The sequence below is a fragment of the bacterium genome (assembly GCA_021372515.1).
Taxonomy (GTDB): domain Bacteria; phylum Gemmatimonadota; class Glassbacteria; order GWA2-58-10; family GWA2-58-10; genus JAJFUG01.
Genome location: JAJFUG010000051.1, coordinates 1 through 18,726, shown reverse-complemented (window position 1 = coordinate 18,726; position 18,726 = coordinate 1). Strand labels below are relative to the sequence as shown.

Annotated in this window: 18 protein-coding genes; 5 read left to right on the top strand and 13 right to left on the bottom strand. The window is 64.1% G+C overall.

Annotated elements, in window-relative coordinates; translation table 11 throughout:
* Positions 1-51: 51 nt before the first annotated feature.
* Together LLH00_04995 and LLH00_04990 are read right to left on the bottom strand one after the other, a co-directional pair.
* Positions 52-624, bottom strand: a complete 573-nt coding sequence (locus LLH00_04995) for a hydrolase (protein ID MCE5270621.1) — start codon at positions 622-624, stop codon at positions 52-54.
* A 113-nt stretch (positions 625-737) separates the two neighbouring features.
* Complete coding sequence (locus LLH00_04990) at positions 738-2,030, bottom strand: glucose-1-phosphate adenylyltransferase (GenBank protein ID MCE5270620.1); 1,293 nt, start codon at positions 2,028-2,030, stop codon at positions 738-740.
* Between the two features lie 219 nt (positions 2,031-2,249).
* Between LLH00_04990 and LLH00_04985 the strand changes: the two genes are divergently transcribed.
* The 3 genes from LLH00_04985 to LLH00_04975 all read left to right on the top strand — a co-directional run bounded on the left by LLH00_04985 (position 2,250) and on the right by LLH00_04975 (position 5,879).
* Positions 2,250-3,281: a phosphotransferase gene (locus tag LLH00_04985; protein ID MCE5270619.1), complete on the top strand. Its 1,032-nt coding sequence runs from the start codon at positions 2,250-2,252 to the stop codon at positions 3,279-3,281.
* A gap of 126 nt (positions 3,282-3,407) precedes the next feature.
* Positions 3,408-5,186: a terpene cyclase/mutase family protein gene (locus LLH00_04980; protein MCE5270618.1), complete on the top strand. Its 1,779-nt coding sequence runs from the start codon at positions 3,408-3,410 to the stop codon at positions 5,184-5,186.
* 120 nt (positions 5,187-5,306) lie between these two features.
* On the top strand, positions 5,307-5,879 hold the full coding sequence (locus LLH00_04975; GenBank protein MCE5270617.1) for a serine O-acetyltransferase: 573 nt from the start codon (positions 5,307-5,309) through the stop codon (positions 5,877-5,879).
* Positions 5,880-5,960: 81 nt separating this feature from the next.
* Here the strand turns inward: LLH00_04975 and LLH00_04970 are convergent, their stop codons facing one another.
* The 10 genes from LLH00_04970 to LLH00_04925 form a co-directional block, all read right to left on the bottom strand.
* Positions 5,961-6,503, bottom strand: a complete 543-nt coding sequence (locus LLH00_04970; protein MCE5270616.1) for a TlpA family protein disulfide reductase — start codon at positions 6,501-6,503, stop codon at positions 5,961-5,963.
* Between the two features lie 54 nt (positions 6,504-6,557).
* Complete coding sequence (locus tag LLH00_04965) at positions 6,558-7,292, bottom strand: cytochrome c biogenesis protein CcdA (protein MCE5270615.1); 735 nt, start codon at positions 7,290-7,292, stop codon at positions 6,558-6,560.
* 56 nt (positions 7,293-7,348) lie between these two features.
* Entirely contained in the window at positions 7,349-10,456 is a 3,108-nt protein-coding gene (locus LLH00_04960) for an efflux RND transporter permease subunit (protein ID MCE5270614.1), read from the bottom strand.
* A 58-nt stretch (positions 10,457-10,514) separates the two neighbouring features.
* Positions 10,515-11,684 (bottom strand): efflux RND transporter periplasmic adaptor subunit, encoded by a 1,170-nt coding sequence (locus tag LLH00_04955; protein ID MCE5270613.1) that lies wholly within the window; start codon positions 11,682-11,684, stop codon positions 10,515-10,517.
* A gap of 128 nt (positions 11,685-11,812) precedes the next feature.
* A complete protein-coding gene (locus LLH00_04950; GenBank protein ID MCE5270612.1) occupies positions 11,813-12,241 on the bottom strand; it encodes a hypothetical protein in 429 nt (142 codons plus the stop codon).
* A 197-nt stretch (positions 12,242-12,438) separates the two neighbouring features.
* A complete protein-coding gene (locus LLH00_04945) occupies positions 12,439-12,921 on the bottom strand; it encodes a hypothetical protein (protein MCE5270611.1) in 483 nt (160 codons plus the stop codon).
* Positions 12,922-12,954: 33 nt separating this feature from the next.
* Positions 12,955-13,410, bottom strand: coding sequence for a hypothetical protein (locus LLH00_04940; protein MCE5270610.1), 456 nt, complete (start codon positions 13,408-13,410; stop codon positions 12,955-12,957).
* 81 nt (positions 13,411-13,491) lie between these two features.
* Positions 13,492-14,097: a sigma-70 family RNA polymerase sigma factor gene (locus LLH00_04935; GenBank protein MCE5270609.1), complete on the bottom strand. Its 606-nt coding sequence runs from the start codon at positions 14,095-14,097 to the stop codon at positions 13,492-13,494.
* 117 nt (positions 14,098-14,214) lie between these two features.
* Entirely contained in the window at positions 14,215-15,516 is a 1,302-nt protein-coding gene (locus LLH00_04930; protein MCE5270608.1) for a tetratricopeptide repeat protein, read from the bottom strand.
* Positions 15,516-16,814 carry a HAMP domain-containing histidine kinase gene (locus LLH00_04925; GenBank protein MCE5270607.1) on the bottom strand — a complete coding sequence of 433 codons (1,299 nt, stop codon included), beginning with the start codon at positions 16,812-16,814 and terminating at the stop codon, positions 15,516-15,518. Before LLH00_04925 ends, LLH00_04930 begins: the two co-directional genes overlap by 1 nt.
* 206 nt (positions 16,815-17,020) lie before the next feature.
* Here LLH00_04925 and LLH00_04920 point away from each other — a divergent pair, with 206 nt between their 5' ends.
* Positions 17,021-17,596, top strand: a complete 576-nt coding sequence (locus LLH00_04920) for a PadR family transcriptional regulator (protein ID MCE5270606.1) — start codon at positions 17,021-17,023, stop codon at positions 17,594-17,596.
* On the opposite strand, the gene LLH00_04915 is transcribed toward LLH00_04920, so the two are convergent.
* Positions 17,542-18,384 (bottom strand): alpha/beta hydrolase, encoded by an 843-nt coding sequence (locus tag LLH00_04915; protein MCE5270605.1) that lies wholly within the window; start codon positions 18,382-18,384, stop codon positions 17,542-17,544. The two genes, LLH00_04920 and LLH00_04915, sit on opposite strands and share 55 nt — an antisense overlap.
* Before the next feature lie 114 nt (positions 18,385-18,498).
* On the opposite strand from LLH00_04915, the gene LLH00_04910 reads away from it, so the two are divergent.
* Positions 18,499-18,726: hypothetical protein (locus tag LLH00_04910; protein MCE5270604.1), on the top strand; the 228-nt coding region annotated here is incomplete at its 3' end.

The following is an 18,726-nucleotide window of genomic DNA, read 5'->3' as shown; positions in this document are numbered from 1 at the left end:
CATACGGCCCCCGGGCGCCCCGGCGGTCGCCCTACGGTAAAAATCCCGCTCTCACTTCACCAATTTCGACACCGCCCGGAACTGCTCCGTGCCGGCGCGCTCCAGCAGCTCGAACAGGGCCGCCTCGGTGCTCGTGATCGTGGCCCCGGCGCGGGCCATGCGCTCCAGGGCCAGCCTCCGGTTCTCCGGGTCGCGCGAGGAGACGGCATCCGCGGCCACGTGAACCCGGAAGCCGGCGGCCAGAAGGTCGTGCACGGTCTGGCTCACGCACACGTGCGCCTCCGCCCCGCAGACCAGCACTGTGCCGCGTGCCGCTGTTTTCAGGAAACCCAGGATCGCCGGCTCGCCCAGGCAGGAGAATGTGAGCTTCTCGCGCAGACAGGAATTATCCAGCAGCTCGCGCACTGACGCCACAGTGAGGCCGAGGCCCTTGGGGTACTGCTCGGTGGCCAGCACAGGAAGGCCCAGCACGCCGGCGCCCTGGACCAGGCGGCGGATATTGAGCGTCACCCGCTCGGTGTTGTCGATCACCGGCATAAGTCGCTCCTGAACGTCCACCACCAGCAGAAGGGTCCGGCGGCTGTCGAGCAGGCCGGAATGACGGGTATACTCATGTTCTGGCATGCTGAACCTCCTTCTGCCAGCCTGACAAGAGTGCGTTTCAGTCAATCTGAAAGGCCGAATATCCGGAGGATAGACCCTCCCTGGAGCAGCCGGTCAGCCGGACCGGTCCGCGCTCAGATTTCCCGTCCCGGCTGCACCACCCCGCCGCGCGGGATTATGACCACCCCCGAGCGCACGTAGAACCCGTCCCCGTCCTCATCCGGCCGTCCCTCCCACGAGCGTATCTTCGCCCCGTCGCCGATGTGGGTGTTCTTGTCGATGATCGCCCGCTCAATGGTCACCTTGCGGCCGATACCCAGCGGGATATCGCAGGGCGCGCCTTTCTCGGCTTCCAGTGAGTCTTCACGGTCGTAGTAGTCGGCCCCCAGGATCAGGCTGTCGCGGATATGCGTGCCCTCGTTGATCATCTGGCGGATGCCCACGATGCTGTGATGAATCTCGGCGCGGTCGACCACGCTGCCCTCGCACAGGATCGCCCGCTCGACCTGCCCGCCGTTGATTTTCACTCCGGGCAGGTAGCGCGGATGGGTGTAGATCGGCCATTCCTCGCGGTAGAAATCGAACGGCGGCAGCGGGTCAGTCAGCCTCAGGTTAGTGTGGTAATAGGCCTCGATGGTCCCGATGTCCTCCCAGTACCCGTCGTACACGTAGGCGAACGTGCGCTTGGAACGGACCGCCTCGGGGATCACCTCGCGCCCGAAATCGGTGTGCGAGTAGTTGTTCAGCATCTCGAGCAGGGTGCTCTTGTTGAACACGTAGATGCCCATCGAGCCCAGGTGGCGGCGCCCCGACGGGTCGATGCCGAAACTGGCGATGGTCTGCTCGCTGGATTGCATCTGGCGCTGCACGGCCGGGTCCTTGGGCTTTTCCACGAAATTGACGATCCGGGCGTTCTCATCCAGTTGCATGATCCCCATCCGGCTGACATCCTGCTCGGGCAGCGGGATCGTGCTCACCGTGACCTCGGCGTTCCGGTCGGCGTGGAACTGCAGGATGCGGCGGTAGTCCATGGAGTACAGGTGGTCCCCGGACAGGATCAGCACGTACTTGATGTTCCACTCGACTATATAATGCAGGCTCTGGCGGATCGCATCCGCGGTGCCCTGGAACCACTGGGCATTGGTCGGGGTCTGCTCGGCCGAGAGCGGCTCGACGAAACCCTCGGAGAAACGGTCGAAACGGTAGGTGGAGAAAAGGTGCCGGTGCAGGCCGGTGGAGAGAAACTGCGTGGCGACGAATATTTTCATCACATTGGAATTGATGCAGTTGGAAACCGGGATGTCGATCAGGCGGAATTTGCCTGCCAGGTTGATCGCCGGCTTGGCGCGGGCCAGGGTCAGCGGGGCGAGCCTCGTGCCGCGTCCTCCTCCGAGTATAACCGCCAGGGTGTCACGGTTCCAGACCATACAGCGGCTCCCTTCGTTTTTGATCCATCCATGCGGCGAGCAGACTGCGGTGGGTGTTATTGTTTAAATTTACTCGACGCCTCTGTCCAGTCAAGGACAGCGCGCGGCCCGCAGGCGGCCTTCCCGCGGGCTTGCTTTATCCGGCCCGCGCGGCTATTATTCGCTCCGACCCGACACGTTAGTGTGCATCTGTGACCGTTTGGCAACCCGGATGGAGCGATGGACAAGGATATTCCGCAGTGGAAAGAATTCGCCTGCGGCAGCCTCGATGCGGCCGGGGAGGTAACGTTCCGCCTTCTGGCCGGTGACGGTTCCACGCGGAGGTTTTACCGTGTGGGCGGGCTCGATCGGCCCGCGGTGCTGATGGTGAACCCCGGTCCGCCGCGGCACGACGAGCGCGGGGTGGATGAGAACGAGACCTGGGTCTACCTGGCCGGGCTGTTCCGCAGTCTGGGGGCGGGTGCGCCGGAGGTCTACAGGTTCGCGCGCGAGGCCGGTCTCATCCTGATCGAGGATCTGGGCGACCGCCTCCTTCAGCAGTCGGTGGAGGAACATGGGGCCGGCTCGGCCTGGACCGCCGCGCTCTACCGCCGCCTGCTGGACACGCTGCTCGTGCTGCAGGTCGACGGTTTCCGCCGCCTGGAGCCGGAGCGTCTTTTCAACCGCGACTACGACCCGGAGTTCATGTTCCGCTGGGAGGGGATGTACTTCGCGACCCAGTTCGCCGGACGCCTTTGCGGGCACAGCGACCCGGCCCTGGAAGGCGAACTGGCCCGCCTGGCCGCGGCGGCAGGGGAGTGGATGAATGGACAGGTCCTCATCTACCGCGATTTCCAGAGCCGCAACGTGATGCTTGGGCCCCGGGAGAGCCTGCGGCTGGTCGATTTCCAGGGGGCGCGCCCCGGGCCGCCCTCCTACGATGTGTCGAGCCTTCTGTTCGACCCCTACGTTCAGCTTGGCGACAGCCTGCGCCTGGAGCTTATCGAATACTACCACGCGGCCCTGGAGCGCCGTGACCCGGACCTGGCAGCCGAGTTCAGCGCGCAGTTCCAGTTTGTCGCCGCCCACCGCATAATGCAGGCCCTGGGGGCCTACGCCAAGCTGGCCCTGACCGACGGCAAGACCGAGTTCCTGCGCTACGCCCCGCACGGTCTGGCGGACCTGCGGCACCTGCTGGAGGGACAGGAGTTCGCCCCGTTCACCGTCCTGAGAAGGGTAGTGGCGCGCCTGGAGCCGCCGGAAATGGTTTGATTCCTAAGGGGAATTCAAACCGAGACAAAGAAGATATGACACTTGTAGGGGCGGCCCCCCGTGGCCGCCCCGCAAAGCACCATCCAGGTTTTGTTTGTCGCCGCCGAACCTAAGGAGCCTCCGCCCATGCCGAATAAGCTTGCCGCACTTTGCGCGATTTTGCTCCTGGCAGTGTCCTGCGGCCAGCCCGCGGGCCGGAGTGCAGTCCCGGCGCAGTCTGAGGCCGCCCCGGCCGGTCTACACCCGACAGTGGCCTGGGTCCTGGCCTGCCGTGCGGGCACGGGTGGGTTCGGCTGCTACCCCGGCGACAGCGCGTTCACCAGCCGCACCGGTATGGCCCTGGAAGCGCTGCAGGCGCTGGGCGCGCTGGAGGGCCTGGAGGGAAAGGACGAGCTTATCGCCTGGCTGAGGGCGCGCCAGCAGCCGGACGGCGGGTTCATCGAGGCGGCGGACTACTACCTGGGCAAGAAATTTCCCTGGGGCACGATCAGTGCCCTGGAGCCGACTTTCTGGGCCGTGCGTGCGCTGAGCCTGCTGGGTGCGATCCCCTCTGACCCCGCGGCCGCGGCTCGTTTTATCCGGGCGCGCCTGAAGCCCAACGGCGGCTACGACGCCTACGAGTATGCCTGGGGCGGCGCGCCGGAGGCCCTCTACACTACATACTGGGCTGTCGGGGCGCTCAAGGAGCTGGGGCAGGCCGTGCCCGACTCCGCCCGCACTGTGGAATGGGTGCGCGCCCAGCAGCGCACCCGCGACGGCCGCGGCGGGTTCGCCCTGAGCGATGACTTTTTCAACTTTTCCTCGGTGGCGGGCACGTATTACGGCGTGGCTGCTCTTGGCCTTCTGGGGGCCGCGCCGGAGCGCCAGTCGGCGGTGCGCGCGTTCCTGCTCAGCCGCTACGGCCAGGAGCCGGACGGTGGGTTCGAGCTGGGCCACGGGGACAACTGGAACAACTACGACCACTACTCGCGCATGCACGACACCTGGTGCGCGGTGGAGGCCCTGGCCCGGCTGGGGACGCCGCTTTCCGACAGCGACAGCTCCCGCGCCGGCCGTCCGGCCACCGACTGTGCGGCCTGGATCGCGGGTTGCCAGAACCCGGATGGTGGCTTTGGGCGTTTCGGGGTGACCGATCAGACCCCGCTGCTGCCGGCCTCCGAGATGCTTCCCACCTGGGCTGCGGTGCTGGCCCTGCGGTGTCTGGGCGCGGCGGTCCCCGCTCCGGCGCACCCGGCCGCCCCAAGCCGCGAATTCACCGTCCACACCCCGGCCAACCGTCACCCGGTGGTGAACTGCGGCGACCCCTGCGAGGTGGAAGCCTACCGTCGCCTGGCCCTGCCCGTGTACGAGCATTTCCTGGCCGCCACCGGCAACCGTCTCGAGGCCCTCGGGATGCTCAACCGCTGGGCGCGGGCCGCGGTGGGCCCCGAGAACGGGGCCTGGCTCACCGGCGGGCGCGGCATCCTGATGCACGGCTGGGGCCAGTGCGGAGCGATGAGCTGGCTGCTCCAGGGCTTGCTCACCAGCATCGACTACCCAGCCCGGGCCAGTTTCGTGATCGGGGATGTCAACCTGGAGGTGCTGGTGCCGCAGGGGGCGGACAGCAGCGCGCACTGGTGCCTTCTGATCCCGTTCACCAACGAGATGCCCGACCCGGGCGTGGCTGCATCCGACGGCAGCCGCAACGGCTGGAGCGCCCTGGACCTGGCCGTGGACTACCGCCTGCGCCACGACAACCTCAACTATCCCTCGCGCATGCGCCTGGGCGACCACCTGTTCAACACGGTCCGGATCGAGACCATCGACGTGACAACGGGAAGTTGGGGAACGGAATACGTCCTGGACAGCCTGACCACCTACAGCAGTCCGGTGGTTGAAAAACTGTACCCGAATGGAAGCTACTGAGTCCCACCGGGCGGGCTTTTGCCACCCACTGACTTGACAATCGCGTCATGCACGGGAATATTGAAGGTATACTTTTCGTCCGGCAGATAATTTCCATGTTTTGAAAAGGACATTCGCTGGATGTTCAGGAGCATAATCAGGGATTTCAAGTCGATCAAGATGAACGACCCGGCGGCCAAGAACTGGGTCGAAACGATACTGTGCCACACCCCGTTCCACGCCATCCTGCTCTACCGTTTCGCGCACTGCCTGCTGCGCTGCCACATCCCGGTGCTGCCGCGTTTCATCACCGTGCTGGGGCGGTTCTGGGCCGGGGTGGAGATCCATCCCGGAGCGAAGATCGGCGACTGGTTCTTCATCGACCACGGCACCGGGGTGGTGATCGGCGAGACCGCCGAGATCGGGGAGCACTGCGTACTTTTTCATGGAGTGACCCTGGGTGGCACCGGGCATTTCACCGGTAAGCGCCACCCCACGGTGGGCAACCACGTGCTGATCGGCACCTCGGCCACGCTGCTGGGGCCGATCCGGGTGGGGGACAACGTGAAGGTGGGGGCCGAGACCGTGATAATAAACCGCGACGTGCCCTCGGACTGCACGGTGGTGGGCGCGCCGGGCGTGATTGTCAAGCGCGGCGGCTGGAAAGTGCACGAAACGCTGCCCCTGGCCCACTACCGCGAGGGCGAGGAGTGAGACGAGAAAAGTTGCGGAAAGCCACAAAAGCGAAGAGGCCGTCCTTGCCGGGCGGCCTCTTCGCTCATTATGTCAATCGCTCTACAGCAGCTTCTTGATCTGCTCCTCGAAATACTCCTTCGACTGCAAGCCCATCACCATATCCACGATATTGCCCTGACGGTCGATCACGAACGTGGTCGGGATGCCGTTGAACACCCCGTAAGCGTTGACCGCCTCCATGGTGGCCATGACCACCGGGTAGTTCACACCGTTTTTGGCCATGAAATCCTTAACCACCTGCGGGCCGCCGCGGTCCACCGAAATGCCGATCATCTGGAACCCCTTGTCCTTGTAGGCGTCGTACAGAGCGATGAAATCCGGTATCTCGCGCACACAGGGCGGGCACCAGGTGGCCCAGAAATCGACTATCACCACCTTGCCCTTGTAGTCGGCCAGGGCCAGCGGCCCGCTGCCGTCCACCTTGTCCAGGCTGAAAGCCGGGGCGGGTTTGAGGTCTGCGGCGGCGGTCTGACCGGCGGCCTGGGCCGCAGCGGGCTGCTCCTGCTTGCTGCCCGAGGCGCCGCAGGCCAGGGCCAGGGACGCCAGCAGCGCCGCAACGGCCAGTTTTCTGGCGAATGTCATCCGGATCTCCTTTGCTTATGGGAGCGTTATCTGAAAGTAATTGTTCGTCCTCTGTCAACCGAGCCTAATCAGCCCGGGGAACCACTGTATTAAGTATTGACTGAGGATGGCGAACATGTCAAGTGCGATCAGGACGCCGATGGCGATGAGGAACAGCCCCGCGGCCAGTTCCACGGTGCGCATGTGGCGGCGCAGGCGGCGGTAGAAACCGAAGAAGCCGTTGATCGCCAGGCCGGTGGCGATAAAGGGCAGGCCCAGGCCCAGCGAGTAGACCGCCAGCAGGGTCATCCCCTGGCCCACTCCGCCCTGCTGCGCGGCCAGGGCCAGGATTGCGCCCAGGATCGGGCCGATGCAGGGGGTCCAGCCGAAAGCGAACGCCGCTCCCACCAGGAACACGCTCAGCGCGCCCAGCGGGTTTTCCCGCACCTGGATGCGTTTCTCGTACTCCAGGAACCCGAGCCGGAACACGCCGGTCATGTGCAGGCCCAGGATGATGATCAGGCCGCCGGCCACCCGGTTGAACCAGACCCGGTTGGTGAACAGGATACGGCTGATGAACGAGGCCCCGGCCCCCAGAAGAATGAACACGGTGGAGAAACCGAGCACGAAGACCAGGGTCTGGAGGAACACCCGCAGGAGCCTTTTCCGGCGGGCCACGCTGTCCTGCAGCTCCTCCACGCTCAGGCCGGTGATGAACGAGATGTAGGCTGGGATGAGCGGCAGCACGCAGGGGCTGATGAACGAGAACAATCCGGCGGAGAAGGCGGTCAGGATGGAGACGCTTTCCATGTGGCTGGCTCCCGTCTTCAGGGTTGGCTGCCGGCGGCGAGCCGGACAGCGCGGTGTCAGACCGGGTGCTTGCGGCTGAAAACTCTTTCAGCGATCGATTTGCCGCCCTGCGCCAGGTCGTCGATCAACGAATAAAGGGTCGGGGTGATGACCAGGGTGAGGAAAGTGGAGGTGGTCATGCCGCCCAGGATCGCCAGGCCCACCGGACCCCACATGGCGGCGCGGCCCTCGGCCGGCCCGAAGATGCCGGGCGCCAGCAGAGGGGCGCACATCGGCAGCAGCGACAGCACCGTGGTCATGGCGGTCATAAGTATCGGGCGCAGGCGTTTCTGCACGGCCAGGATGATCGCGTCCCGCCGCGCCAGGCCCTGGCTGCGCAACTGGTTGATGTAGTCGACCAGGATGATGCCGTTGTTGACCACCAGGCCGCAGACGATGATGATCCCGATGTAGGAGATGCCTCCCAGGTTGGTTTTGGTGGCGACAAAGATCAGCGCCACCCCGATCATGGCGAACGGCACCGAGAGCAGGATCGTGAACGGATGGATGAAGGACTCGAACAGCGCGGCCAGCAGGATGTAGATCATCACCAGCGAGAGGATGATCGCAAAGCGCGAGTCCTGCTCGGTCTCCACCATGCTCTGGTAGTTGCGGCCCAGGCTCCAGTAGTAGCCGGGGGCCATTTTCAGGCCGGCCATGCGTTTCATGACTTCGTTGCTCAGGCTGTAGAGCCCGCCGCCGCCACGTATCGGCACATAGACCTCGACCGTGTACAGGCGGTCGTTCTTTTCGATGTTCCGCGGTCCGCGCCCCAGCTCGACGGTGGCCAGGTTTTTCAGGTCGCGCATCTGGCCGCCGGGGCCGTAAAGCTCCAGAGTCTCCAGGCGCTCCAGGTTGAGACGGTCTTTCTCGTCCAGGCGCATGTTGATGTTGATCTCGCGCTCGGCCGCCTTGTACCGTCCGGCCGGGCGGTTGCCGAGCTGGGAGCTCAGGGTCATCGCCACCTGCTGGGTGCTGATGCCGCTGGTGGCGGCACGGTCGCGGTCCACCATCACCCGCACCTCCTGCTCGCCGCGCTCGGTGCTCAGGTCGATGTTGTCCACTCCCGGGATGTCGCTCAGCAGGCGGCGCACGTTCTCGGCGTAAGTCTGCAGCAGTTCCATGCGCTCGCCGCTCAGGTCTATCTCGAGCACGTCGCCGTCGCTGCCGCCACGGTGGCCGTAGCGGTAGGTGAACCCGGGGCGCTCTGGCAGCAGCGACTGGACCGCTTTTTCCAGCTCGGCGGTGGTGCGGCTGCCCTTTGTCGCATCCTTGAAATAAATCTGGAAACTGCCGTCGTTGCGCCGTCCCATGCTCAGGTTGTTGCTCACCGAGGCGATCTCCAGCTGGTCCTTGCGTGCCAGAAGGTCGGCCTCGATGCCTTTCATCACCTTGGAGGCCTGTTCCATCGTGTAGTTGTGGCTCACCTCGACATCGATGAACATGCGCCGCTCCGGGCTGTACTGCTGGCCCTCCTTATCGATCATCCCATAGAGCTTGACAATGCCCGCCAGAATGCCCACCACCACCAGGATGGTAAGCATACGGTGATGCAGGGCGCGGGTGACCAGCCAGGAGAAAAACCCGTTCAGCCTGGGGAACGTGCGCTCTTTGCCCGGGTCCAGCTTTTTCACCACCCGGGCCGACAGCAGCGGCACCACGGTGAAAGCCACGAACAGGCTGGCCAGCGAGACCACGCAGAACACAACCCCGAAATCGCGCATGAACCGCATCATCCCGCGCCCGCCGGCCAGGAAGATGAGCGGCAGAAACACGATGATGTTGGTCAGGATCGAGGCCATCACAGCCAGGCCCATCTCGCTCGATCCCTGGATGGCCGCCTCGATCGGACCGATGTCCTTTTTTTCGCTTCGGATGCGGAAAATGTTCTCCAGCACCACGATAGCCGGGTCGACCACGATGCCGATCGCGTAGATCAGCCCCATCATCGAGATGATGTTCAGGGTCAGCTCGCTGTTGAACGGCGCCATGCGCGAAAGGTACATGAAGAAAAACGTGCAGATGATCGAGACCGGGATGGAGATGGAAATGACCATCGTGTTGCGCACGTTGCCCAGGAAAAACAGCAGCACGGCGATGGCCAGGGCCGCCCCCATCAGGCCCGCGCTTTTCAGGCTGTCGATGCTGCTGACAATGGCCTCGGACTGATCCCAGTAGATCTGGTAGTCCAGTGCGGCGTAGCGCGGGTCGGTCTTGATCTGGTCGAGGGTGGCGATCACCCGCTTGTTTACGTCGATGATGTTGGCGTTGGAGGTCTTGCGGATCGCCATCGACACGGCGTCCTGGGCGTTCAGGCGCGAGAACCAGCGCATCTCCGGGAAATCGTAGCGCACGTTGGCCACCTGCTCCAGGCGCAGGCCGCGCGAGTTGAGCGGCAGCTGTGCGATCTCGTCGATGGAGCGGAACTGCCCGATGGCGCGCAGGTTGTAGCGCCGTCCCCCGCTGACCACGTTGCCGGCCGGAACGTTGGTGTTGCCGTCGCGCACCGCTCCGGTGAGCTCGCGGGCGTCGATCCGGGCCGCACGCATCATGTCCATGTCCAGATCGATCCAGATGCCTTTCTGCTTGAGGCCGTTGACCTCCACGTTGGCCACACCCTCCACCGCGAGCAGGCGCTTTTCTACCACCTCGGTGATCACCTGCTCCAGCAGGTTGGGGTCGCCTTTCCAGACCAGGCCGAAATTGAGGATCGGCCAGTCGGTGGTCTGCCAGCGGTAAATACGGGGCGGGTCGAGCAGGTCATTCGGCAGGTCGGGCATCACGCGGTCGATCCGGTCGCGCACCTCCATGGAGACCATGTCCATGTCGTGGCCCTCCTCGAACTCCAGCCGGACCGAGGAGTTGCTGGCCGAGCTGTTCGACATCATCGACTTGAGGCCCGGGACCGTGCCCATGATCTCCTCGATCGGACGGGTGATCAGGCGCTCGATCTCCTCGGGGTTGGAACCCTGGTAGGAGGTGTAGATACGCAGGTTGGGACGGTTGACATCCGGCAGGAAAACGAGCGGGATGCGGTTTACGCTGAGCAGCCCGAGCACCACGATGCTCAGGATCATCATGCTGGTGGTGACCGGCCGGTTGACGGCGAATTCGGACAGTTTCATATTGTTAACCGGCCTTTACCGGTTGGAACAGGCTGAATAATCCATTAACGCGCCCGGCTCACTGCCCCGCGGCAGGCTCGGAGGGGCGGAAGTCACGGCTGCGCTGCTCGGCCCCGCTGGACAGCTTGACCGGCGTGCCCTCGCTCAGGTTCTCCTGGCCGATCAGCACCACTTTTTCCCCCGGAGTCAGGCCGGAGAGCACCTCGAGGGTGTCGCCCTGCTGGATGCCGATTTCGACCGGACGGCGGTGCACGTGCAGCGAGTCATCCACTACGAACACCTCGGGCGTGTCGCTGTCCGGCAGCAGGGCCTTGCGGCTGATCACCATCACGTCCGGGTGGGTCTCGGTGAGGATGAACACCGAGCAGAACATCCCCGGCTTGAGCTCGTCATAGCCCTCGGTCAGGTGGACTGTCACCTTGATCGTCCCGGTGGTCGGGTCGACCACGGGCGAGATCATCTCCACCTCGCCGGCGAACCGTCGGCCCGGGATCATCTCGCTCTCCACCTCCACGTGGTCGCCCACGTTGATCCGGGCCATCTCTTTTTCCGGCACGTAGACCCGGGCCAGCAGCTTGCTCATGTCGGCCATGTTGAACAGGATCATGTTGGTGCGGATCATACTGCCCACTTCGATAAAACGCTTGGTGACCATGCCGTTGAAAGGAGCGGTGATCGTGGCGTAGCGCAGGTTGAGTTCGGCGCGCTCGTAGCGTGTGCTGGCGGTCTCGTACTGGTAGCGGCTGTTGTCGACCACCTCACGGCTGGTCAGCTCCTTCTGCATCATCAGGGTGTCGCGGGCGTAGGTGCTGCGCGCGTTGTCCAGCTGGGCGCGGGCCTCGTCCAGGGCCAGCTTGAGCTGGTCGCGGTCCAGGCTGGCCAGCACCTGGTCACGCCGCACGATGTCACCCTCCTCCACGTTCAGGCTGACCAGTTGCGCCTCGACCCGGGCCACGATATCGACCACGCGCAGGGCCTCCAGATGGGCATTGCCGAACACGTAGCTCGCCAACTCGGTGCGCCAGGGAGTGGCCGCTTCCACGGGTACGGCCTCCTGGACCCCGGCTGCATCCCCGAGGGTCTGACGGCCGAACTGTCCGGCGCGCGGAGCTTTGTCGGCCGGACCGGTCTCCCCCTCCGCTTTCTTGGAGCAGGCGGCGAAAACGCTCAGGGCGGCCAGCACCGCCAGAAGGATCAACGCTGTTTTTCGGTTTGTTCTCGTTCTCAAGACCATCGCCTCTGTTTATCCGTTGTCTGCCGTCCACGGGGACCGGCCCGTGCGCCGTCATTCTCAGTGTAATAACACCGCCGACAGCGACACGGTTACAACTAAGGGGCCCCCGCATTTGTCCTGCCTCAGAAATGCTCCTCTATGTAAGCCACCGCGGTGTCCAGGTCTTTCAGTATCTTGGTGCAGAAACGCACCATCCAGGGATTGCAGTCCTGGAAGGAGAAAGGGCTGAAAGCGATGACGAAGCGGCCCAGATCATGCGAGGCGTAGAACACCTCCATCGCCGTGCCCATCGAGGGCTTGCAGTAGTTTACCAGTACGATGTCGCTGTCGGCTATGTCCTGCAGGTCGAAACTGACTATCTCGTTGGCGCTGTCCACCTCGCGGTCCTTGAAATTGCGCCGCAGCGGGTCGAGCAGGGTGAAACGCGGGCTGAACAGCTCCTTGGACCGCTCGCGCCAGGTGACGCTCTCCTCGGGGGAAGCATCCATGATCGGGCCGCACAGGTAGACCGTGCGCTTTTTTTTCTGCTGGGTGGCCATCGTTCGCGCCAAGACCTTCCCTCGATGATTGTTCTCTGACTGTAGAAAAAAATGTAGACAATTAATTTACATGAAAAACGATTGCCCGTGCAACCAAAACCGGGTTGCCCGCCCCGGGTTGGAATGACCATAATTCATTCCAAAAAAAGCAAAAAGGGGCACGGACCACCATGCCCCTTTTCGGAATCTGTTTCAGCGCAGGCCTGCAATCACATCTTCACGGTCACCGCCAGGATCAGCACACCGTCACCCTGGCTCGGGCCCCCGAGCAGGAACATCCCGCCGTCGGCCACCCGGGTCACCATCTCGATGGATTTCTCCTTCGAGTCGCGCGGGGACAGTTTCACCTTCAGCCGGATCTTGCCGTTGTCCTCCACACCCTCGGCCGTGAGGGTGAGCTTGTTCTCGCCCAGAAGGGTCAGGTCGCTCGGCTGGGAGAAGACCGTGCTGAGCTGGTAGGAGTTGCTCAGGCGGTAGGTGGTGTAGTTCAGCTTGTCGAGGTCCTTTTTCAGGGCTTTCAGCTCGTTGTCCAGGCCTTGGCCCGACTTGTCGGCCAGGATTTCGAGGACCGTGATCCGGCAGCGGTTCGGCTCCTGGGCGGTCAGGGGAGCGGCGGGGGCCAGAATGAGCATGAGCAGGACAGCAATCGTCAAGAGCGGGCGCAGCAGACCGTTGGGCATGGTTTTCAACATTTAGGACCGCTCCTGGAGTAGGTGAGGGGAGGCTCAATTGCCGGAATCGTTGACCCAGACAATGGTATGGGTGTCATCGGAATCCGGGCTCAAGACCATGAAACTGGAATAGGTGCAATCGATCGATTCGACCTCTGCCTCGGCGCTGACCGCCTGGCGCGAGGGCATGAGCAACATGGCCGCCACCGCGGCGGCCACCGCCGCGGCCGAGAGCCAGGGCAGGCGGCGGCGGTAGAAAGGCCTCGCGGGCGTGGCAATCCCGCGGCTGACCGCCTCCCAGTTGCGCCGCACTGTAAGCTCATCCGGACGGCCCTGCGCGGCGTAATCCCGCAGCAGGCCCCCCAGGCGGAGGTAGCGCTCCAGATTCGCGGCCTGCTCGGGCTGTTCGGCCAGGGCGGCCTCCACCCGGGCACGCAGGCCCTCTTCCAGCTCCCCGTCACAGTAGCGCTGGATCAGCTCATCGGTCAGTTCAAAACGCGGCTCGTTCACGGCTTTTACCCCTCACAATCGTATTACAGACACCGCCGGAGTGCAACTGCTGCCTGAAACCGGACCCCGGGGCCCCGGCTTTCAGTCCAGCGCCCCGGAACGCTGGAGTACTTCGGCCAGGCGACGGCGGGCGTAGAACAGACGGCTCATCACCGTGCCCAGCTCTATTCCCACCGTGTCGGCTATCTCCTGGTAATTGAGGCCCTGCATCTCGCGCAGCACGAGCACCTGACGGTGTTCCTCGCTAAGTGACTGCATGGCCTGGCTGATTATCCCGGCCAGCTCCTTGCGGTAGAGGCTTTCCTCGGGCCCCTCCTCGGCCGGGGTCGGCACCTGGAGGGCCGGACGGTCCGGGTTGTCGTCATCCAACTCCAGCGATTCCCGCTTGCGCAGACGGACTTTCTTGCGGCGGAAATCGGTGGTGGTGTTGAGCGCCACCCGGTAGAGCCAGGTGTAGAACGAACTGCGGCCGCCGAAACCGGACAGCGAACGGAACGCCCGGATGAACACCTGCTGCACGATATCGTCGGCCTCCTCCGGACGTCCGACCAGCGAGAGGATCAGGCTGCGCACCTTGGCCTGGTAACGGTCGTACAGCCGCCGGAACGCCTCCTGCGAGCCGTCCAGGGCCTCGGCCACCAAGGCGCCGTCCTCACTTTCCTGCCTCCGGATACTGATATCCTTCACCGTACACCTATCGATCAGTTAGACGCCGGTCGGCGCGGTCTATTCAAGCCGGGCGGAGAAAAATTCGTTGCTCCGTCCGGGATTAAGCTCGGGTCGACTGCACGGCCTGCCCCGGTGTCACTCGTCGATTTTCTTGCGGGCCTTTTTCCCGAAATCGGTGCTCGGGAAACTGGCAGCCACTTTCTTGTACAGCTCGGCGGCCAGACCTTCGTCTTTCAGCTTGCCCTGGCTCAGCTCCGCGGCGCGGAACAGGTACTCGGCGGTCACCGGCGAGTCGGGGAAAAGCTCGTCCAGGCGACGGTAGGCATCCACCGCGTCCCGGTAGTTCTTCCGGGTTTCCTGGATGTCGCCGATCCGGATCAGCGCCTCGGCCGCGCGCGGGTCGGCCGGGTACTCATCCACGGTGCGGTTGTACGAGGCGATGGCCTTGTCCGGGTTGGCCAGGTACTGCACGTAGATTTTCCCGACCCGGGCGTAGCACTCGGCCTTGATCTCGGCGAACGGATATTTGAGGACCGTCTCCTCCAGGCGGGTGATCGCCTGGCCGTAGTTCTTTTCCGACTCCTCCACCTCGGCCAGGTAGATCGAGGCCCGTCCGGCCTCCAGGCTGGCCGGGTACTTGTCCAGCAGGTCGCCCCAACAGTTCCGGGCCATGCCGTTGTCTTTCAGGTCGCGGAAATAGACCTCGCCGGTGCGCAGCAGCGCCAGGGGGAGGTTGGCGCCGAGCGGGGCGACCAGCGCCGCCGTGGCGTAGGACAGGATAGCGCTGTTGAAATCGTCCTGGAGGCGGAACATGTCGCCGCGGAATATCAACACCCGGTCGGCCTCGTAGTTGTAGCCGGCGTGGTAGAGGTACTGCACGCACTCGTCGATCGTGTAGCGGGTCAGCGAGCCCACCTTTGAATCGGCCAGGAGCTGGAGGAAGTCGAAATAGCCGCGCTCGCCGCCGCCGGTGCGCGCCGGCTCCTCGGTCAGGCGCAGGGCCTGTGTTTTAAGCAGCTTGAGGTTCTCGTCCGAGAACAGGGCGGTGATCCCGCGTTTCTGCTCCGTGCTCAGCCGCCGGATATGGGCGATCACCTCCGGCGTGCGCGGGCTGGCCGGGTAGAGGTAGAGTATTTTCAGGAAAGAGACCAGGGCCTTGTCGGGCTGGTTGTTCTGGTCGAACAGCACGCCCAGCATGTAGACTGCACTGTCGCCTTTGGCCGACTGCGGGAACAGGCGCTCGAACAGCAGCAGCTCCTCGGGCAGGGCCTTGGCGTAGTTGTCGCGGGCCAGGTCGAACTTGGTGCGCAACAGGTTGAAATAACCCGTTTCATCGGGTGTGGCTGCCGCGAGTGTACCGAACGACTGGACGAACAGGAACAGGAGGGCGAAAACGGTGAAGCCGTGTGTGTTGAATTTTCCCCAGCGGGGAGCCATCAGTCCTCCTTTGGCAGCGGTATGTTCCGGCGGGAGCCGCCGGGAGAGAGTTCCTCGCTGACAGCGGCCGGGGGCGCTCCGTAGGGCAGGTGGATCGTGAAAGCCGAGCCCTGGCCCGGAGTGCTTTGTACAGTGATATCCCCGTGCAGAAAAGTGGTCAGTTTGCGCGCGATTGTCAAGCCCAGGCCGGTGCCGCCGTAACGTCGGCTCAGCGACCCGTCCCCCTGGCGGAAAGCCTCGAAGATGAAGGGCAGGTCTTTTTCCGCGATGCCGATCCCGGTGTCGCTGACCCGTATCCACCACCCGTCCACCTTCTGCCCGGTCTCCAGGCGCACCGCGCCCTGGTCGGTGAACTTGACCGCGTTGTCCAGGATGCCCAGCAGCAACTGCTTGAGCACTGTCGGGTCGGTGACCTGGCGCACCGGGCCGGCCGAGTTGTCACATTCGAGCGCCAGGCCCTTGTGGCGGGCCAACGGCTCCATTACCGCCAGTGACTCTTGCAGTAATGCATTGACCGACACCTCTTTCAGGTCCAGCCGCACGGTCTCGAACTCGATGCGCGAAAAGTCGAGCAGCTTGTTGATCTGGTCCAGCAGGTTGCGGCCGTTGTTGTCGATGATCTGGATGCTCTTGGCCTGGCGCGGGTTCAACTCGCCCTGGCGGCCCTCGCTCAGAAGGCGGCAGAAACCGAGGATCGAGTTGAGCGGGGTTTTGAGTTCGTGGCTGACCGAGGCCAGGAACTCGTCCTTGTGACGGCCGGCCTCCTCCAGCTCGATCTTGTTGCGGAAAAGCTGCTCGTTGATCGCCTGGAGCGAACGGGTGCGCACGCGCACTTTCTCCTCCAGCTCGGAGGCGGTGCGCTCCACCCGCCGCCGGGCCTCGATGATCGAGGGTATCCAGAGGAAAAAGCCGTAGGCCAGGCAGAAATAGCCTAACAGGTCGAAGAACATGTTCTGCATGAAATTGAGCGCCGAGGGGCTGAGACGGGCGAAATAGCTGGCCGTTGAGGGCAGGAGCGACATTAGCTCGACCAGAGAGCCGAGGAACACGAGCAGGAACCCGCTGAGCAGAGACACCCAGCCCCGGCCGCGTATCTCGGGGTGGCGCAGGCCGTTGGCGCTCAGGAACCCCAGCACGATCAGCATCAGGGCCACCCGGATGAAAATCAGGGTGGTGGGTGACTGCAGGATCGACAGGAACAGGTCGGTGATGATCAGGATGTTGAGGATGATCATCAGCAGGAACAGGAAATTGATCGCCCCGTCCTCGCCCTCGCTCGGCCGCTGCCGCTGGTTCATCCGCACCCCTCGAGTCACCGGTTAACGGCCCACGGCTGGAAAAACAGCGCCGTAGCCTCAAATAATAATAAGACCCCTCGGGGCTATAAGCCAGTGTTTGAGGCTCCGGCTGAGGGGCGGACGTTGATTTTCAGGCGTGGGATGAGTATGATGAAGAGGCGTGGCCCTCAAATTTATATACCCTGAAGACCAGGAAAGCGGGAAAGATGAAAAACTCCAGCCGCATGACCCGCGCCATCATCCTCGGCCTTCTGGCCGAGGGCCAGATGCACGGCTACGAGATCCGCAAGCGCCTGACCGATGAGCTGGGCGAGCGCGCCGACCTGAATTTCGGCTCGATCTACTACGGCCTGAAAAAGTTTGTCGCCCAGGGCTGGCTGGAGCACATCCGGGACGAGGCGGTGGACGGCAACCCGGAGCGCTCGATCTACCGTCTGACCCGCGCCGGCCGCGCCGAGCTGGCGCGCCAGGTGGAGGCCCTTCTGACCGACACCTCCAACAGCCTCCAGCCGCTGGAAACCGGGCTCAATTTCATCTCCAGCCTTCCTGCGGGACGGGCCGCGCAGGTGCTGTCGGCGCGCTACGCCGCGCTCAAGGCGGGCTACGAGGCCGAGCTGGCCGCCGAGCCGCCCGCGGGCGAACCGCTTCTGGACCGTCTCATCCGCGAGTACCGTCTTTACCAACTGGGAGCCGAGGTGCTCTGGCTGAAAAACAGCCTGCCGGATATTCAGTCCGCCGCGCCGGAGGCGTTCTCGCGGACGAAAAGCTCCAGACGCTCGTAGTAGGCGCGTCCCAGCACGTAGTGGGCATCCAGGTGCCCGCCCCCGTGCACCCTCCAGAGCCGCCCCTGCCGTGCCGCGCGCGCGAGTCTTTCCCCAAGAGCGAACGGCACAACCGTATCCTCTGTCCCGTGGATCAGCAGCACCGGAATGTCGAGGCCGGCCAGGGGACGCTCCACCTCCCAGCGGTATTTCATCAGCCACCCCACCGGCAGGAACCCGAAGATCATTTTCGCCATGTCCGCCCCGCGGGTGAAAGCCCCCTCCAGGACCAGCGCCCGCACCGGGCGGCAGGACGCCAGGTGCACGGCGGGCGCTCCGCCCAGCGAGCGTCCGAACGGCACGATCCGCCCCGGGTCGAGGCCTTTTTCAGCAGTCAGCCATGTCCACACGGTCAGGGCGTCCTCTTGGAAACCTTTCTCCGAGGGCTGTCCCCCCGAGCGCCCGTAGCCCCGGTAATCGAAAAGCAGAACGCCCATGCCGTCCCGGACGAACGGGGCGGCCCACTCCAGGCGGTGCGCGATGTTGCCCGCGTTGCCGTGGAACACCAGCAGCACCGGCGCGGCACTGTCAGCCGGCGGGAAATACCAGCCGTGCAGGCTGTCGCCCTGGCCGCCCGAGGGAATGAGCATCTCCTCGGCGCTCAGGCCGAAATCCCCGGGCACGGCCTCCGTCTCGCGCGAGGGGTGGAAAGTCAGACTGTCCTCGGCCAGGCGCAACAGGAGCGCGAACAGGGCGAGCGCGGCCGCGAGCGAGGCGGCGAATAGGGGCAGGTGCTTTAGAAAGCTCAAATTTTTCCTCCACGAATCACGACTGCGGGAAGCGGCTATCCCCCGGCTTCTCTTGACAACTCCCGCTGTAATGTAATATGATTACGCCGCTGTGTCCAACCTTGGAGGCTGGCCTTGCCCGGACGGTTGATTGCTTTTCTGCTCGTTCTCTCTCTTCTCTGCGCCTGCTCCGTCGGCCCGAAGCCCGCGCAGCCGCAGGCCGCGGCGCCGAATACCGCCGCGCCGGCCCAGGCCGCAGCGCAAGACAACGCAGCCACCACAGCCGAAGACACCGCTGCGGTTCATACGGCATATCCTCATGCCGACCCTGAAAAACAAGCCAGAGAGAGTTACCTGTCCAGA

Coding starts and splice junctions, on each gene's coding strand:
- LLH00_04945 (MCE5270611.1), bottom strand. CDS start 12,921: ATGTTGAAAACCATGCCCAACGGTCTGCTGCGCCCGCTCTTGACGATT.
- LLH00_04975 (MCE5270617.1), top strand. CDS start 5,307: ATGTTCAGGAGCATAATCAGGGATTTCAAGTCGATCAAGATGAACGAC.
- LLH00_04925 (MCE5270607.1), bottom strand. CDS start 16,814: ATGAACCAGCGGCAGCGGCCGAGCGAGGGCGAGGACGGGGCGATCAAT.
- LLH00_04985 (MCE5270619.1), top strand. CDS start 2,250: ATGGACAAGGATATTCCGCAGTGGAAAGAATTCGCCTGCGGCAGCCTC.
- LLH00_04960 (MCE5270614.1), bottom strand. CDS start 10,456: ATGAAACTGTCCGAATTCGCCGTCAACCGGCCGGTCACCACCAGCATG.
- LLH00_04970 (MCE5270616.1), bottom strand. CDS start 6,503: ATGACATTCGCCAGAAAACTGGCCGTTGCGGCGCTGCTGGCGTCCCTG.
- LLH00_04990 (MCE5270620.1), bottom strand. CDS start 2,030: ATGGTCTGGAACCGTGACACCCTGGCGGTTATACTCGGAGGAGGACGC.
- LLH00_04965 (MCE5270615.1), bottom strand. CDS start 7,292: ATGGAAAGCGTCTCCATCCTGACCGCCTTCTCCGCCGGATTGTTCTCG.
- LLH00_04920 (MCE5270606.1), top strand. CDS start 17,021: ATGAAAAACTCCAGCCGCATGACCCGCGCCATCATCCTCGGCCTTCTG.
- LLH00_04995 (MCE5270621.1), bottom strand. CDS start 624: ATGCCAGAACATGAGTATACCCGTCATTCCGGCCTGCTCGACAGCCGC.
- LLH00_04980 (MCE5270618.1), top strand. CDS start 3,408: ATGCCGAATAAGCTTGCCGCACTTTGCGCGATTTTGCTCCTGGCAGTG.
- LLH00_04930 (MCE5270608.1), bottom strand. CDS start 15,516: ATGGCTCCCCGCTGGGGAAAATTCAACACACACGGCTTCACCGTTTTC.